Source organism: Geomonas diazotrophica, assembly GCF_019063885.1.
GTDB lineage: Bacteria > Desulfobacterota > Desulfuromonadia > Geobacterales > Geobacteraceae > Geomonas > Geomonas diazotrophica.
The window spans coordinates 1,155,706-1,169,746 of the sequence record NZ_CP077684.1; the positions used below are offsets into that span (position 1 = coordinate 1,155,706).

Below are 14,041 nucleotides of genomic sequence, written 5' to 3' on the forward strand. Positions count from 1 at the left end.
CGCATGGCGTTCACACAGCGTGACAGGCTCATTTCCATATGCACCTCACTGGGTGAAGATGCCCTTCTCTTGACGGATCTAACGGGAGAGGAGGGGATCTCCCGCAGTTTCAACTTCGAGCTGTCTTTGCTGTCTGAACGTCACGCGATTCCGCTCGAAGCCCTGCCGGGCAGCAACGCAACTGTCTCCATAGCCTTGGCCAACGGCAGCAAAAGGTACCTGAACGGGATCATTTCAAGCTTCTCACACGTCAGATCGAGCGGCGAAGACGTAGAAGATCGCCGTTTCTCTTTTTACAGGTGCACCCTGGTTTCCTGGTTCTGGACCCTCAGCAAGTGCGCCGACATAAAGATCTTTCAAAACCGCTCAACCCCGGAGATCGTGGAGCAGGTATTCGACACCCTTGGTTTTTCCTGGTACCGCTTCGATCTGCGGGGGAGTTACGACAAAAGAGAGTTCTGCGTCCAGTACCGCGAAACCACCTTCAACTTCGTCTCCAGGCTTCTTGAGGAAGAGGGGCTCTTCTATTTCTTCCGGCATGAAGACGGCAAACACACCATGATCATCGCTGATTCCCCGGACGCAAACCGCCCGTGCCCGTTTCAGCAGCACGCTTCATCGCGTCCTAACGCAACGGGCACAAGGCATGAAGACGTCATCACCTCTTTGGAGATCACGCGGCACATGCATCCCGCCAAATACGCCTTGAACGACTACAACTTCACCATTCCCAACACCAGTTTGAAATCGGAGGCTCCCGGTGCAGCCCAGGCAGAGGCGGCTAAATGCGACATCTACGACGCCCCCGGATGCTTTGGTGACAAGGCGACCGGCGATCGACTGGCAAAGATCCGCATGGAGGAAGAAGAAACCTTCGCAACGGTCCTGGTTGGCAGTAGCGACTGCCGTGCCTTTGCCAGTGGCTACCGTTTCCAACTCAGGGATCATTGCGGTCCCGATCTCGACGGAAAGGAGTTCCTCCTGGTGTCGGTAAAGCACGAGGCAGTGGAAGGCTACGCCACCGACTGCGTATCCAGTTACCAGAACAGCTTTAAGTGCATCCCTCATCCGACGCCGTACCGTGCTGCGCGTCTGACGCCAAAGCCCGTGGTCCAGGGGGCGCAAACCGCTGTCGTCGTCGGGCCTCCCGGGGAAGAGATCTGGACCGACCGGCATGGCCGGGTGAAGGTCCACTTCCACTGGGACCGTGCGGGGAAACGGGACGACAGCTGTTCGTGCTGGATAAGGGTGAGCCACCCTTGGGCCGGCAGCGGCTGGGGCGCCTTCTTCGTACCGCGGGTGGGGCAGGAGGTCGTGGTGGAATTCCTGGAAGGCGACCCGGACCGGCCCATCATCATCGGCCAGCTCTATAACGGTATGAATCTGCCGCCGTACCAGTTGCCTGAGCAAAAGACCAGAAGTTGTATCAAGTCGTTTTCGACGCCGGAGAGACGAGGGCACAACGAACTGCGCTTCGAGGACAAAAAAGGAGAAGAGCATCTGTACCTTCACGCCGAACGGGAGCAGGTGAACCTGGTAAAGGTGGACTCACTGGAGTGGGTGGGACAGGACCGCCACCTGGTAGTGGACCGGGACCGGCTGGAGAAGGTGTCCCGCGATCAGCACCTGCAGGTCGCAGGAGATCTGCACCAGAAGGTTGGCGGCGACCTTTCCCTGTCGGTGGGCGCCGACGTTCACTTGAAGGTGACAACAAAGTACGCCCTGCAGTCAGGGGAGGATATACACATTCAGGCGGCGAAAAGCGTGGTGTTGGAGTCTTTAACCCAGGTGTCGCTGAGGGTGGGCGGCAACTTCATCACGGTAAGTCCCGCGGGAGTTACCATAGTCGGCAACATTCTGACCAGCGGGGCGCCGCCGGCCTCTTGCCTCGGCGCATCACCGGAGCAGCCGAAGCCGCCAAAAGAAGCGGGAAAACCCGGCATGGACGACATGGGCGCCGGGAAGCCGGAGATGCCGATCCAGGCTGGACCGCAAACCAAATCATTCCAGAGAGCGGCTGCGGAACATAATCCTTTGTGCGAAAGGTGACCGTCTGTGTGAAGGCCGGTCGGCCGCTTTAGGAGAATGATGATGCAACGCCTAAACGAGTTACTTTTCAGCACGGGACACAGCAGCGTCTTCGGTATCCTCGATGGGGCGATGGTGCCGGATCTCCCTGACATTCTTTCGTCTTTCGCTCCACAGTACTTCTGCCTCATGCGAGGCCCGCTGCAACCTGATCTCGCACAGGTCGCACCCTACCTGGTATATCTCCGGCGGGGCTGCCCTTTCACCGACTGGCTGCTGGCCAAGGGGTGGGGCAGGCATTGGGGGATCTACGGCGGGAGTAACGGCAGTATGATGGAGCTGCGCAAGCATTTTCGCCGCCTGTTCCATGTGTCGGACGAGACCGGCAAGGCTTATTACTTCAGGTTTTATGACCCGTCGGTCCTCAGAAATTACCTGCCCAGATGCACAGACGAGGAGACGGCAGAGTTTTTCGGACCGCTAGAGTGGATCGTTGCAGAGGAAAATGACCCGGGAACGGCAAGAAAGTTTTTCCTTACCGACACCGCCTCGCGTGATGACAGAAGGAGCATCACCTGGGGCTATCAGAGGATTGGGGAGGTGTCATGGAAATCAGAACTGAGCAAGTAAACGACGTGGCGCGGGCTGCGTTCTTGGAGCGACTGGACGCCGCTTTGATGCGGGACTTGAACGATTACCACAAGATCGAGCGCGGCCAGCGCTGGCAATTCCTTGCCGGCGCCACCGAACTGGCGGAGAGCAAGGGGTTCAAGTCGGAGCAGGGGATAGCCTCGTACGTCCTGGCCCTGTGGTATCTCGACATCGACTTCGAGGACAAGAGCTCGGAACTGGAGTCGCTGCTCACGTCCTCCCTGCCCGAGGTGCGTCGTATTCATGGTTTGAACCAATGGGTTGAGGCCCTCCTGGGCGAACCTGACGACGTCGCCGCTGCGGATGACGCTCTGAAAAGGGCGCTGCAGCTCACTGAGCCTTGGGGCAACTGACATAAAAGGCCCACGCCTCGGTCTCTGGCGGCAGCAGAGGTCGGGGCGACTTTCATAACGGGAGTCCCACCTTCACCCTGCTGTATCCATCCCATCCCGCTCCAAAAAAACTTCCTCAAATTTAGCTGTTGACATAAGGCGGGATCTTCTTTATAAAACTGATAACAGTTTTCATTATCGCCGCGGTGACCATTTGAAAAGATTCAGTCAGTGCGGGTAACGTGTTGTGAATCAGGCGGAAGCCACTGTCAGGGGCTGTGGAGGGGATATGAGCGGTGCTGTTGGGGTTAAAGAGGATTTGTCAGCGGTAAACGGCGTCGGCTCATCCGATTCGACCCGCCTGTCGAGGGCCGCCTGGCAGGATTTTGCCGGACTTTACCCGACCGACGAAGAATGTCTCGCCTCCTTCCTGGCGCTGGAACTTGCCGAGGTGCTGCAGGGCGCCAAGCCGGCAAACCTCGTCTGCCTTGCCAACAAGAACCGTTCCTGCGGTCGCAACCTCTATCTCCTCTGGAAAGAACATGGTGCTGTACTCCTCGAACAGAGCGGGCTCAAGGTGCGTGTCCTCGACGACCGCGGTTCCTCCATCCTGCTCCTGCTCTACTCGCAGGAGGCACTGGGCGGCCTGCTCGCCCAGAAAAGCGTGCGCATCATCCTGGGAAAGGCCGGCTACCGCAACGTCGATGAGTTCGACGAGGTTCTGGACGAACTGCAGACGCGCGTGGTGGGGGAGGGGTTCCCTCACGAGATCGGCGTCTTTCTCGGCTATCCGCTGAAAGACGTGGTCGGCTTCATGGGGTGGGCGCAGCTTGCCTTCACCTGCCAGGGCCCTTGGAAGATCTTCGGCAAACCGGAGCAGAGTCTGCGCCTTGCGGAATGCCACCGCGAGTGCCGCAGCAGGATGTCGTCGCGTCTGGCTGCCGGGTGCAGCCCGCTCGATTGCCTGAGAAACAGCTCCACCACTGTTGCAGATTCGTACCTGCAGGAGCGGCCCCCTTTTTTGGCAGTATCGTGAAAGTGAATATCAAAACCGAGGCGTGCGCGCCTCGGGGGGAGGGCGAGATGTGCATAGCTTTGATCGGCGGGATGGACCGCCTGGGAAAACACTACATGGAGGAGGCCGAACGCGCCGGCATGACGCTGCAGTTTTTCAGCACCTCCGAAACGAACATAGCCGCAAAGCTCAAGAAGGCTGACGCGATGGTGATCTTTACCAACAAGGTGTCGCACCGCGTGAAGATCGAGGCGATGCAGGTGGCCAAGGCAAACAACATCCCGGTGCTGATGGAACATGCCTGCGGCGTGTGCACCTTCAGGAACTGTCTCCAGTGCCTCGCTCGCAACTGTCAGTGAGCAGCTGATGCAAATTCGGCTTCATATCGGATCGCATCTGTGTTAGGTGTAGCCGTGTTCGACATCAAGACGATACGGCAGGATCCGCATGACCGATGTGAATGACAGGACATCCCGCAGGCTGGCGGCGATCGGGGCTCTTCTGGTACCCTGGACGGTCCTTTGCGTCTTTTACCTCGACATACCGGTTGCCGTTTTCGTCAGGGATTATCTCTATGCCAACCGGCATTGGGTCAGGGCCACTGCCGAGCTTCCCGACTTGTTGCTCGCCGTGGTCGTCGTTGCCACGGTCGGCTCCTGCCTGCTTTACCTTTTCCGCTACGGCAGGGGCATCCTCGACCGTGCCACAATGCTCGCCAAAGAGGTGGTCTGGCTGGCGCCGGTCTCCTACCTTGTCAAGGCTCTGTTGAAAATCGCCTTCGGGCGGTCCAACACCCGTTACTGGCTGCACGAGCCGGGCGACTACGGCTTCCACTGGTTCCAGATGAAGGAGTACTGCGACGGGTTCCCCTCCGGTCACATGCTGGTCATCGTGGCCCTTTTGGCCGCTGTTTGGCGCTTCTACCCAGAAAGCCGCCCCATCGGCATCGTAACCGCAATCCTGCTCGCCGCCGCGCTCGTTGCCACCAACTACCATTTCTTGAGCGACGTCGTCGTCGGGGCTTACCTCGCCATCCTGCTCGAGGTGATGGTCTCCCGCCTGATTTTTTGCAGGCGCCGCACCTCTGCCAACTGACGGGGGTTCCCGTAGTGGCGCGCCCAGCGTGGCTTTGCTTCGGGTTTTTTCCCTTGCATCGCAGGCCGAAATCCCTTATATTTCAACAGCACATTGACGATAGAAGGAACGCTTAAACCAACGATTCGTAACAGATGAGCGGGGGACTGTCACCGCGATCAGATAACGCATGGGAAGGGTTTAGCCGCCTACGGTTAAGCCCTTTTTGTTTGAGCATAAAAAGGTCAGGGAGGCCCAATGGAAAGAAGAGCTTTAACGGCAGGAGACATGGTCGACTCGCAATGCACGCGTTGCAAGGCACTGCTGAACCACACCATCGTCGCGATGGTGGCGGGTCAGGTGGTGCGGGTGAAATGCAACACCTGCGGCAGCGAACACAACCATCGTCCTGTAAAAGAACCTAAGGCCGCCACCGTGAAGGGAGCAAAGGCTGAAAAAGAGGTGAAGACGCCGCGGACAAGGGCGGCCAAGGCACCGGCGATATCGGACGAGGCGATCTGGGACGAGATGATCCGCCCTCTCGATCCGGATCTCGCGGTTCCCTACAGCATGGAAGGGAAGTTCAAGTCCAACACGTTGATCAGCCATCCCACCTTCGGGACCGGGGTGGTGGCATCCTGCCAGGCGGGCAAGGTTGAGGTGGTCTTCAAGACCGGCCGCAAGCTTTTGAGAAGCGCCTAGCTAGATAGCATCGGAAAGAGCAAGAAAAAAGAAGGGGCTGCCGGTTTTCATATCCGGCAGCCCCTTTTTTATTCAAAAAAACAACGCATCGGCCACGGAGAAAATGATTATTTCCTGACCCTGAACCCGGCACGCTCCCACGCCGACAGGTCGTTGGCAGGCTTTTGTTCCTTCGCCTTCGGCTGGTTCTTCGGCGCCGCACTCTTCGGTGTCTTCTCCGGCTCGGCCTGCTTGATGGATAGGGAGATGCGCTTGGTCTGCGGGTCGGCGGAGAGGACCTTCACCTTGACGATCTCGCCGACCTTGACCGCCTCGTTGGGGTCCTTGCAGTAGCGGTGCGACAGCTGGCTTACGTGCACGAGCCCGTCCTGGTGCACCCCGATGTCGACGAAAGCGCCGAAGGCAGCGACGTTGGTCACCACCCCCTGCAGGATCATCCCTTCCTTCAGGTCGGCTATGGTCACCACGTCCTCACGGAACGTCGCGGTCTGGAACTGCTCGCGCGGATCGCGCCCCGGCTTCTTCAGCTCGGCCAGGATGTCCCGCAATGTGGGGAGGCCGATGCTGTCGGTGACGTAGCGCTCCAGCTTGATCCCGGCGGAAAGGGCGGGGTCGGAGGCGAGCTGGGCCACGGTAACGCCGAGATCGCCCGCCATCCGTTCCACGACCCCGTAGTTCTCCGGGTGCACCGCACTGTTGTCCAAGGGGTTTTCTCCGCCGCGGATGCGCAGGAAGCCCGCCGCCTGCTCGAAGGCCTTCGGGCCGAAGCGCGGCACCTTCAGGAGCGCCTGCCTGGTCGGGAAGGCGCCGCTCTCGTCGCGGTACTTCACGATGGCGCGTCCCTGGCTCTCGGAGAGACCGGCCACGTAGGAGAGGAGCGCCCAGGAGGCGCTGTTCAGGTCGACGCCGACGTAGTTGACGCACGATTCCACCACCGCGTCCAGCGCCTTCTTCAAGAGCGACTGATTCACGTCGTGCTGGTACTGACCGACCCCGATGCTCTTGGGATCGATCTTCACCAGTTCCGCCAGCGGGTCCTGCAGCCTGCGGCCGATGGAGATGGCGCCGCGGATGGTGAGGTCCAGCTCCGGGAACTCCTCGCGCGCGATCTCGGAAGCAGAGTAGACCGAGGCGCCCGCCTCGTTCACCATGACCGTCTCGGCCTTGACGCCCGCCGAACGGAGCGCCTCGCGCACGAAGACCTCGGTCTCGCGGCCACCGGTGCCGTTGCCGATGGCTATCAGGCGCAGGTCGTGGCGCTCAACGAGCCGCACCAACTCGGCGCCGGCGCTCTCCGCTTTCGGCCCGCCCGTGTGCGGGTAGATGGTCGTCTGCTCCAGGAAACGTCCGGTCTCGCTGATGGCGGCCAGCTTGCACCCGGTCCTCAAGCCCGGGTCGACGCCCAGCACCCTCCTGCCGCCCGCCGGGGGGAGGAGCAGCAGGTTTCTCAGGTTCTGCGCGAAGACCGCGATGGCGGCCTCGTCGGCCCTGGTCTTCGCTTCCAGCCTCAGCTCGACCTCGATGGACGGAGCGATGAGCCGCTTGTAGGCATCGGCGGCGACTGCGGCGAGCAGTTCCTTGAAGATGCTTTCCCGCTTGATGAGCCCCCCCCTGAGCCGCGCCACGATCTCCTCTTCCGGCGCGAGCAGGGTGAGGCGCAGCACCTCCTCCTTCTCCCCGCGTCTCATCGCGAGCATGCGGTGCGACGGTATCGTTTTGAGAGGCTCCTGGTACTCGTAGTACATCTTGAACTTGCCTTCGCGATCCGCCCCCTCGCTCAAAAGCTGCGACGCGAAGATCCCCTCGGCGCGGGTGAGGTCGCGCACCATGGCGCGCCGGTCGGCGTCCTCGGAAAGCTGCTCCGCGAGGATATGCGACGCTCCTTCCAAGGCAGCAGCCGCGTCGGGGACCCCCAGTTCGTCGCTGACGAAGGGAGCGGCGGCATCAGCCGCCGAGCCTGCAGTCAACTCCTGCGCCAGTACCAGTTGGGCCAGTGGTTCCAGGCCGCGTTCCCGGGCGATGGTCGCCTTGGTGCGGCGCTTGGGCTTGTAGGGGAGGTAGAGGTCTTCGAGTTCGGTCTTCTTGCGGCAGGTCGCGATGCGCGCGGAGAGCTCCGGGGTCAGTTTCCCCTGCTCCTCGATGCTTTTCAGCACGGTCGCCTTGCGTTCGGCAAGTTCGCGGTGGTAGTTGAGCAGGTCCTCGATCTCGCGGATCTGCACCTCGTCCAGTTCGCCGGTCTGCTCCTTGCGGTAGCGCGCTATGAAGGGGACGGTGCCCCCCTCGTTCAAAAGCGAGACCGTGGCGAGCACCCCGCCGCGCGGCAGCCCGCTTTCTTCAACAACGATTTCAAGAAGTTGTGGTGTGTCTGTTGCGTGAATAGTCAAAACGGTCTCCTCCAAAAAAAGAGGTACTTCTTACACTCTTTGGGCGCCGGGGGCAAGAACTTTCCCGCCCCGCCTAGTGGGGGAGGAACCCCTGCTTCTCGTACTCGGCGAGCTTTCGGTACAAGGTTGCGACGCCGATGTTCAACTCCGCCGCCGTGCGCGACTTGTTGTTTCCGGTCGCCCTCAAAGCCGCCAGGATGTACTCCCGCTCCACCTCTTCCAGCGGGCGCACCGACTCAACGATCCCCGGCCTTGGCAGCGCGGACCTGAGCTCTTCCGGCAGGTCCTCGAGGTCGGCTCTCGTGTCCAGGCAAAGCGCCACGGCATGCTCCACCGCGTTTTGAAGTTCCCGCACGTTGCCCGGCCAGGTGTAGCGCAGCAGCTGGTCGGCCGCCTTGGGCGTGAACCCGGTCACCTTGCGCCCGGCGCGCTTGGACGCCTGCTCCAGGAAGATGCGCGCCAGGGGGAGGATGTCCTCGTTTCTTTCCCTCAGGGGAGGGACCCGCACCTCGATCACCCTCAGCCGGTAGTACAGGTCGCGCCGGAAGTTCCCCTTGCTCACCTCGTCGGAGAGGTTCCTGTTGGTGGCGGCGACCACCCTGATGTCCACCTGCCGCGACCGGTTCTCCCCGACCCGTCTCACCTCCCGTTCCTGCAGCACCCGTAGCAGCTTCACCTGCATGGACTGGGAGACCTCCCCGATCTCGTCCAGGAACAGGGTGCCGCCGTTTGCCGCCTCGATGAGCCCCATCTTGTCCCGATCCGCCCCGGTGAACGCCCCCTTGGCATGGCCGAAGAGCTCGCTCTCCAAAAGGGTTTCGGTAAGCGCGCCGCAGTTCACCGCGACGAAGGGGCGCCCGGCGCGGGCCGATTCCTCGTGGATCAGCCGGGCGATGCGCTCCTTACCTGCGCCGCTTTCGCCGGTCACGATCACCGATGAATCGACGCGCGCGATGCGCCGGGTCAGCTCGACCACCTGCCGCATGGCGCTCGAGCGCGCGGTGATGCAGCCGAATTCCTCCGCCCCCGCACTCAGGCACGACATCTGGCGCCGCTGCTTCTTCAGGCGCTCTTCGGTATCGCGCAACGCCTTGGCCAGGTTCTGGAACACCTCGTCGCCGGTCTCGGATTCGAAATAGGGGAGATACGGTTCCAGGGCCTCGCCCCACTGTTCCCTCGTTCTCCCCTCGACGTGGCAGACCGCGTCCCCCTTACCGCAGCAGCGGTCCTCGATGAAGTACACCTTTTCGCCCCTCCAATAGGAGACGTAGCCGCTGGCGAAACCGGTAAGGGTCCAGCAGACTGACTCTTCGGAAAGCCCCAGGTGCAAAAGGTGCTGCTCCACCTCGTAGGAGTCGTACCAGAAGGACTGGACCAGGGGCTGGTCGTCGTTTCCGTCGCTGCGCCTGTTTTCCTCCACCCGGACCATCCCCTGCAGCATGTGCAGTTTCGGCCCGGTCCAGCTGTCCGCGAAGAGGTCGGGGAATTCCTGCTTCAGGCTTTCCGCCGTCATCCTGCCGTGGGCATAGCCGAACCTGGTCAGGATGCTGCGCGCGGCAGCCACGCCGAGCGAGCTGATCAGTTCCTTGCGCAAAAGTCCCAGCGCGACGGCATCGAAGATGATCGCCCTGCGCCCCATGAAGAACATGGTCCCCCCGTCGGGACGAAAGGAAAGTAGCTCCCGTAAATCCAGATCCGCCGATTGCATCCCCGCCTCCTAGCTGCCTACCAGAATAATAAAGCACACTATCATAATGATAGGCATTTTTCACGCTGTATACGTGACTTTGTTGCAAGTTGCCGTTTTCGCATTTCTTTTCTGGTGGCACGCTCGCTGCTATTCACCCATGCAAGGCGAGTTTTTTTGCCGCCCGTCGACACAACGGGGCCCGCTCCGCGGCTCTGGCCCCCGCGAGTAAAGGCGCACAACACGAATAGGAGGTTCAAGGTGGGTAAGAAATTTTTCGTATCGCTGGCGCTGCTGGCTGCCCTGGGGGCGGGGCTGTTCCGGACCCGGAGCGAGGCCTTTGCGGCGGACATCAAGGGAAAGCATGCCTCCGAGGGGCTTGGCTGCGCCGACTGCCACAAGACGGACAAGCCGACGGCGGCGGCAGGGATCGAGGCGTGCCTCGACTGCCACGGCGGCTACGACAAGGTCGCCGAGCGCACCAAGGGGATGCACAACAACCCGCATGACTCCCACCTGGGAAGGATGGCGTGTCTCAAGTGCCACCGGGTGCACGCACCTTCGGAATACCTGTGCCTGGAGTGCCACAGCGACTTCGAATTCAAGGACAAGTAGCTCGAACTGTTCAGGACGCGGCGACCCCGCGTCTCACCAACCCCTGAGGGGAAATCAAAGAGGAGGAATCGATGAGGAGAGTTCGAGGTATGGCGGTGGTGTTCGTCGCCCTTTTCGCCTTCGCCGCTCCGGCGATGGCAGAGAAGGAGATGAAGACCGACGTAGTGGTGGTGGGCGCAGGCACTTCCGGCCTGGCGGCCGCGGTACAGGCACTGCAGCAGGGCGCCAAGGTGGTGGTGCTCGAGAAGCAGGCCAAGGTCGGCGGCACCGGCAGCTTCTGCGAAGGGGTCTTCGCAGCCGAGAGCAAGCAGCAAAAGCGCATCGGCATCGACGTCAGCAAGGATTTCGCCTTCAAGCTGATCATGAACTACAGCCACTGGAAGGCCAACGGCGCCCTGGCCAAGAACTTCGTGGACAAGTCCGCCGAGACCATCGACTGGCTCGACGACCTGGGTGTGAAGATCGAGTACGTCGGTGTCGGCGGCTTCGGCGGCCCGCTCACCTGGCACGTCATCGCGCCGGGGCCGGACTACCCGGACAAGAACCCCAGGGACTTTCACTGCCAGAGGATGATCAACGTCTTCGAGAAGTACGTGCAGGATCACGGCGGCAAGATCCTCCTGGAGACCCCGGGCACCGACCTGATCACCGACAACGGCAAGGTGGTCGGCGTTGTGGCCAAGGATAAGTCCGGCGAACAGCTGAAGATCAGGGCCAAGGCCGTGATCATCGCCACCGGCGGCTTCGCCAACAACAAGGAGATGATGAAGAAGTACGTCGCGTACCCGGAGGTGATCCCGGTCGGCAACATCGGCAAGGACGGGGACGGCATCAGGATGGCCGAGAAGGTCGGCGCGCAGCTTGAGGGGATGGGGACCGTCGAAGCTTACCGCCCGGGCCTCCCCGGCTTCCACCCGGCCGACCAGATGATCGCCCTCGCGGTGCAGCCCTACTTCTGGGTCACCCCGCGCGGCGAGCGCTACGTCGACGAGTCCAGCGTCGAGTTCTGGCCCTACGCCGGCAACGCCATCACCAGGATCGGCGGCACCGCCTACTCCATCTTCGACGAGGCCACCAGGAAGCAGGCCGTCGAGAAAGGGATCGAGATGCCGCTGGGCGAGTGGGTGCTCCAGGGGACCAAGCTCGCCAAGTTCGACGAGTCCTTCAACAAGGAGCTGGCCAGAAAGCGCGGCTTCGCCTTCAAGGCCGACTCCATCGAGGAACTGGCCAAGCAGCTCAACATGGATCCCAAGATCCTGAAGGTGAGCGTTGAGACCATGAACAAGTCCGCCTCCGTTCGCGAGGACAGCCAGTTCAACAAGAAGTCCAAGTACCTCCGCCCCATCGCCACCGGTCCCTTCTACGCGGTCAAGCTCCTGCCGCGTCACCTGGGCACCCTTGGTGGTGTGAAGATCTCCGGCAACACCGAGGCGCTCAACGCCAAGGGCGAGCCGATCCCGGGCCTCTACGCGGTCGGCACCGACTCCGGCGGCATGTACGGCGACAGCTACGACCTGCTGTTGGGAGGCGGCACCGCGGGCTACGCCATCAACTCCGGGCGCATCGCGGCGGAAAACGCCCTCAAGTACGCAGGCATGACCAAGTAGCGCTTTTCCTGCCGTGGCGGTGACCCCGCCACGGCAGACGCAGGTATTGCAACTAAATCAACGACTACCAATCGAAAGGGAACAGTACCATGAAGAAGATGAACTTAGCCGCCATGACCTTCGCTGCCGCCATGGCGTGCTCCGCACCCGCCCTGGCCATCGACCTCAACGCCTACGGCAACATCAAGCTGGGGACCTTCTGGACCCAGAACTCCTTCTACAGCCCGGCCACCGGGGCCGCCAGACACGACAGCGACTTCAGCCTGGACAACTTCGGCGACAGCTTCGTCGGCGTCAAGGTGAAGGACGGGGAATACTCTGGTGTGGCCGAGATCGGGCTTTACAACCCGAAGGCGTACTCCAAGGGGGTGGAAGTGCGGCTCCTCTACGGCGAGTGGGATTTCGGCGAGGGGAAACTGCGCATCGGTAAGACGCCGAGCCCCTACGTGTTCCGCTCCCAGCAGGTCTGGGACAGCGACGGCGGCTTCAACGGCTACGGCTCGCTCTGGGACGGCCGCTACGCCAACATCAAGGTGACCATGAACAACGGCTTCTACGTCGACGCCATGCAGCCGCGCGTCGGCAACCAGGCCAACAACACCACCAACGTCTCCCCCAACGCCGACGTGACCGCGGCCTACAGCCAGACCGGCAACAGCTACGCCGCGACCTACACCGACTACGACACCATGCTCCCCAAGATGGTGGTCGGCTACGAAGGGAAGCTGAACAACTGGACCTACGGCGGCGGCGTCGCCGGCAACTGGTACAAGGTGACCAGCTCGACCAACAACTCCACCCCGTTGAAGCATGACATCTACTCCTACCTCGCCTTCTTCCACGGCAAGGTGGATCTCGCCCCGGTCGAGTTCAGCTACAACGTCTTCACCGGCCAGAACACCGGCGACCTCATGAGCACCGCCACCGGCAACGGCACCGGCAACACGCTTGCCAACCCGGGCCAGGCCAACGGCGCCTACTACGACACCCTGCACGGCAAGAACTCGCACACCTACGGCGGCTTCGGCCAGGTGGGGTACCGTGCGAGCGACCGGGCCATGCTCTACACCGGCGCGTCCTACGTGATCGACGACAACCCGATCGCGCATGCCGACGCCCGCATGGCCGCTTTCGTGAACATGAATTATGCCCTGGGCAAGCACATCAACATCGTCCCGGAGGTCGATTACCTGAACGACTTCAAGAACTCCCTGGGACAGAAGGAGCCGCGTTCCCTGATCGCCGGCGCCAAGTGGCAGATGACCTTTTAACACCCGGATGCTCCGGCGGCGGCCGGACATCGCAGCAGTGGCGGCGGGGGGTGTGCTCCCCCCGCCTTCATGAAACCCGATTGGCGATGATCTCCCGCTGGTCCCTCTCCCTCCGGGAGAGGGTGCCCGAAGGGCGGGTGAGGGTTCTGCCCGCCGCGGTTATCTTGCCCCTGGCAACGCCTCACCCTGACCCTCTCCCAGGGGAAGAGGGGAGGTGGACGCATGTGCGAAGCCCATGCTCAATAGTCTAATGGAAGAAAACGATGGAAAAGAACAGCCAGCTCCTCACTCCGACCGTGCGTGACCCGTCCCAAGAAGCGCGGCAGTGGGACAGCCGCTACCGCAGCATCATCGACCGCCTGAACCGGATGTTGGAGCAGTTGCGCCGACAGCCGAGCTGCGACGTGAGCGGGGAACTCGACCAACTGGTGACGGCGACTCTCACCCACATCGGCCCGGAGGAGAGCTTCATGGAACTGGTGGCCTTCCCGAAGGCCAGGGAGCACCGGCTGTGCCACCAGTCGATCAGCATAGGGACTGCGAAGCTGCGCTACCGCCTGGCGATGGGGAAGGGGACGCCGGCCGACGAATTGGAGCAGATCCGCCGTCTCTGGCTGGAGCACATCGACGTGCACGACCGGGCCTTCGAGGCGTTTCTGACCGCACGGGGGTGAA

Annotated in this window: 13 protein-coding genes; 11 read left to right on the top strand and 2 right to left on the bottom strand. The window is 61.7% G+C overall.

Annotation, left to right across the window (positions count from 1 at the left end):
* Window positions 1-3 precede the first annotated feature (3 nt).
* From KP003_RS05090 to KP003_RS05120, 7 genes are all read left to right on the top strand, one after another.
* Window positions 4-2,049 carry a type VI secretion system Vgr family protein gene (locus KP003_RS05090; RefSeq protein ID WP_217300432.1) on the top strand — a complete coding sequence of 682 codons (2,046 nt, stop codon included), beginning with the start codon at window positions 4-6 and terminating at the stop codon, window positions 2,047-2,049.
* Window positions 2,050-2,091: 42 nt separating this feature from the next.
* Window positions 2,092-2,658 carry a DUF4123 domain-containing protein gene (locus KP003_RS05095; protein WP_217300433.1) on the top strand — a complete coding sequence of 189 codons (567 nt, stop codon included), beginning with the start codon at window positions 2,092-2,094 and terminating at the stop codon, window positions 2,656-2,658.
* Complete coding sequence (locus KP003_RS05100; RefSeq protein ID WP_217300434.1) at window positions 2,634-3,032, top strand: hypothetical protein; 399 nt, start codon at window positions 2,634-2,636, stop codon at window positions 3,030-3,032. Before KP003_RS05095 ends, KP003_RS05100 begins: the two co-directional genes overlap by 25 nt.
* A 268-nt stretch (window positions 3,033-3,300) precedes the next feature.
* Window positions 3,301-4,047: a DUF3793 family protein gene (locus KP003_RS05105; protein ID WP_217300435.1), complete on the top strand. Its 747-nt coding sequence runs from the start codon at window positions 3,301-3,303 to the stop codon at window positions 4,045-4,047.
* Window positions 4,048-4,094: 47 nt separating this feature from the next.
* A complete protein-coding gene (locus tag KP003_RS05110) occupies window positions 4,095-4,385 on the top strand; it encodes a DUF2325 domain-containing protein (RefSeq protein WP_216498314.1) in 291 nt (96 codons plus the stop codon).
* An 88-nt stretch (window positions 4,386-4,473) separates the two neighbouring features.
* Window positions 4,474-5,121, top strand: a complete 648-nt coding sequence (locus KP003_RS05115) for a phosphatase PAP2 family protein (protein WP_216498313.1) — start codon at window positions 4,474-4,476, stop codon at window positions 5,119-5,121.
* 237 nt (window positions 5,122-5,358) lie between these two features.
* Window positions 5,359-5,802, top strand: a complete 444-nt coding sequence (locus KP003_RS05120; RefSeq protein WP_216498312.1) for a hypothetical protein — start codon at window positions 5,359-5,361, stop codon at window positions 5,800-5,802.
* A gap of 107 nt (window positions 5,803-5,909) precedes the next feature.
* On the opposite strand, the gene KP003_RS05125 is transcribed toward KP003_RS05120, so the two are convergent.
* Window positions 5,910-8,186 (bottom strand): Tex family protein, encoded by a 2,277-nt coding sequence (locus KP003_RS05125; RefSeq protein WP_437178059.1) that lies wholly within the window; start codon window positions 8,184-8,186, stop codon window positions 5,910-5,912.
* A 73-nt stretch (window positions 8,187-8,259) separates the two neighbouring features.
* Window positions 8,260-9,894, bottom strand: coding sequence for a sigma-54-dependent Fis family transcriptional regulator (locus tag KP003_RS05130; protein ID WP_216498311.1), 1,635 nt, complete (start codon window positions 9,892-9,894; stop codon window positions 8,260-8,262).
* Window positions 9,895-10,134: 240 nt separating this feature from the next.
* On the opposite strand from KP003_RS05130, the gene KP003_RS05135 reads away from it, so the two are divergent.
* The 4 genes from KP003_RS05135 to KP003_RS05150 all read left to right on the top strand — a co-directional run bounded on the left by KP003_RS05135 (window position 10,135) and on the right by KP003_RS05150 (window position 14,040).
* Window positions 10,135-10,488, top strand: a complete 354-nt coding sequence (locus KP003_RS05135; protein WP_217300436.1) for a cytochrome c3 family protein — start codon at window positions 10,135-10,137, stop codon at window positions 10,486-10,488.
* 71 nt (window positions 10,489-10,559) lie between these two features.
* Window positions 10,560-12,095, top strand: a complete 1,536-nt coding sequence (locus KP003_RS05140; protein WP_216498309.1) for an FAD-dependent oxidoreductase — start codon at window positions 10,560-10,562, stop codon at window positions 12,093-12,095.
* A gap of 89 nt (window positions 12,096-12,184) precedes the next feature.
* On the top strand, window positions 12,185-13,366 hold the full coding sequence (locus KP003_RS05145; protein ID WP_216790870.1) for a hypothetical protein: 1,182 nt from the start codon (window positions 12,185-12,187) through the stop codon (window positions 13,364-13,366).
* 263 nt (window positions 13,367-13,629) lie between these two features.
* Window positions 13,630-14,040, top strand: coding sequence for a hemerythrin domain-containing protein (locus KP003_RS05150; RefSeq protein WP_216498307.1), 411 nt, complete (start codon window positions 13,630-13,632; stop codon window positions 14,038-14,040).
* Window position 14,041 lies beyond the last annotated feature (1 nt).

Coding starts and splice junctions, on each gene's coding strand:
- KP003_RS05090 (WP_217300432.1), top strand. CDS start 4: ATGGCGTTCACACAGCGTGACAGGCTCATTTCCATATGCACCTCACTG.
- KP003_RS05100 (WP_217300434.1), top strand. CDS start 2,634: ATGGAAATCAGAACTGAGCAAGTAAACGACGTGGCGCGGGCTGCGTTC.
- KP003_RS05150 (WP_216498307.1), top strand. CDS start 13,630: ATGGAAAAGAACAGCCAGCTCCTCACTCCGACCGTGCGTGACCCGTCC.
- KP003_RS05110 (WP_216498314.1), top strand. CDS start 4,095: ATGTGCATAGCTTTGATCGGCGGGATGGACCGCCTGGGAAAACACTAC.
- KP003_RS05140 (WP_216498309.1), top strand. CDS start 10,560: ATGAGGAGAGTTCGAGGTATGGCGGTGGTGTTCGTCGCCCTTTTCGCC.
- KP003_RS05105 (WP_217300435.1), top strand. CDS start 3,301: ATGAGCGGTGCTGTTGGGGTTAAAGAGGATTTGTCAGCGGTAAACGGC.
- KP003_RS05145 (WP_216790870.1), top strand. CDS start 12,185: ATGAAGAAGATGAACTTAGCCGCCATGACCTTCGCTGCCGCCATGGCG.
- KP003_RS05095 (WP_217300433.1), top strand. CDS start 2,092: ATGCAACGCCTAAACGAGTTACTTTTCAGCACGGGACACAGCAGCGTC.
- KP003_RS05130 (WP_216498311.1), bottom strand. CDS start 9,894: ATGCAATCGGCGGATCTGGATTTACGGGAGCTACTTTCCTTTCGTCCC.
- KP003_RS05120 (WP_216498312.1), top strand. CDS start 5,359: ATGGAAAGAAGAGCTTTAACGGCAGGAGACATGGTCGACTCGCAATGC.
- KP003_RS05115 (WP_216498313.1), top strand. CDS start 4,474: ATGACCGATGTGAATGACAGGACATCCCGCAGGCTGGCGGCGATCGGG.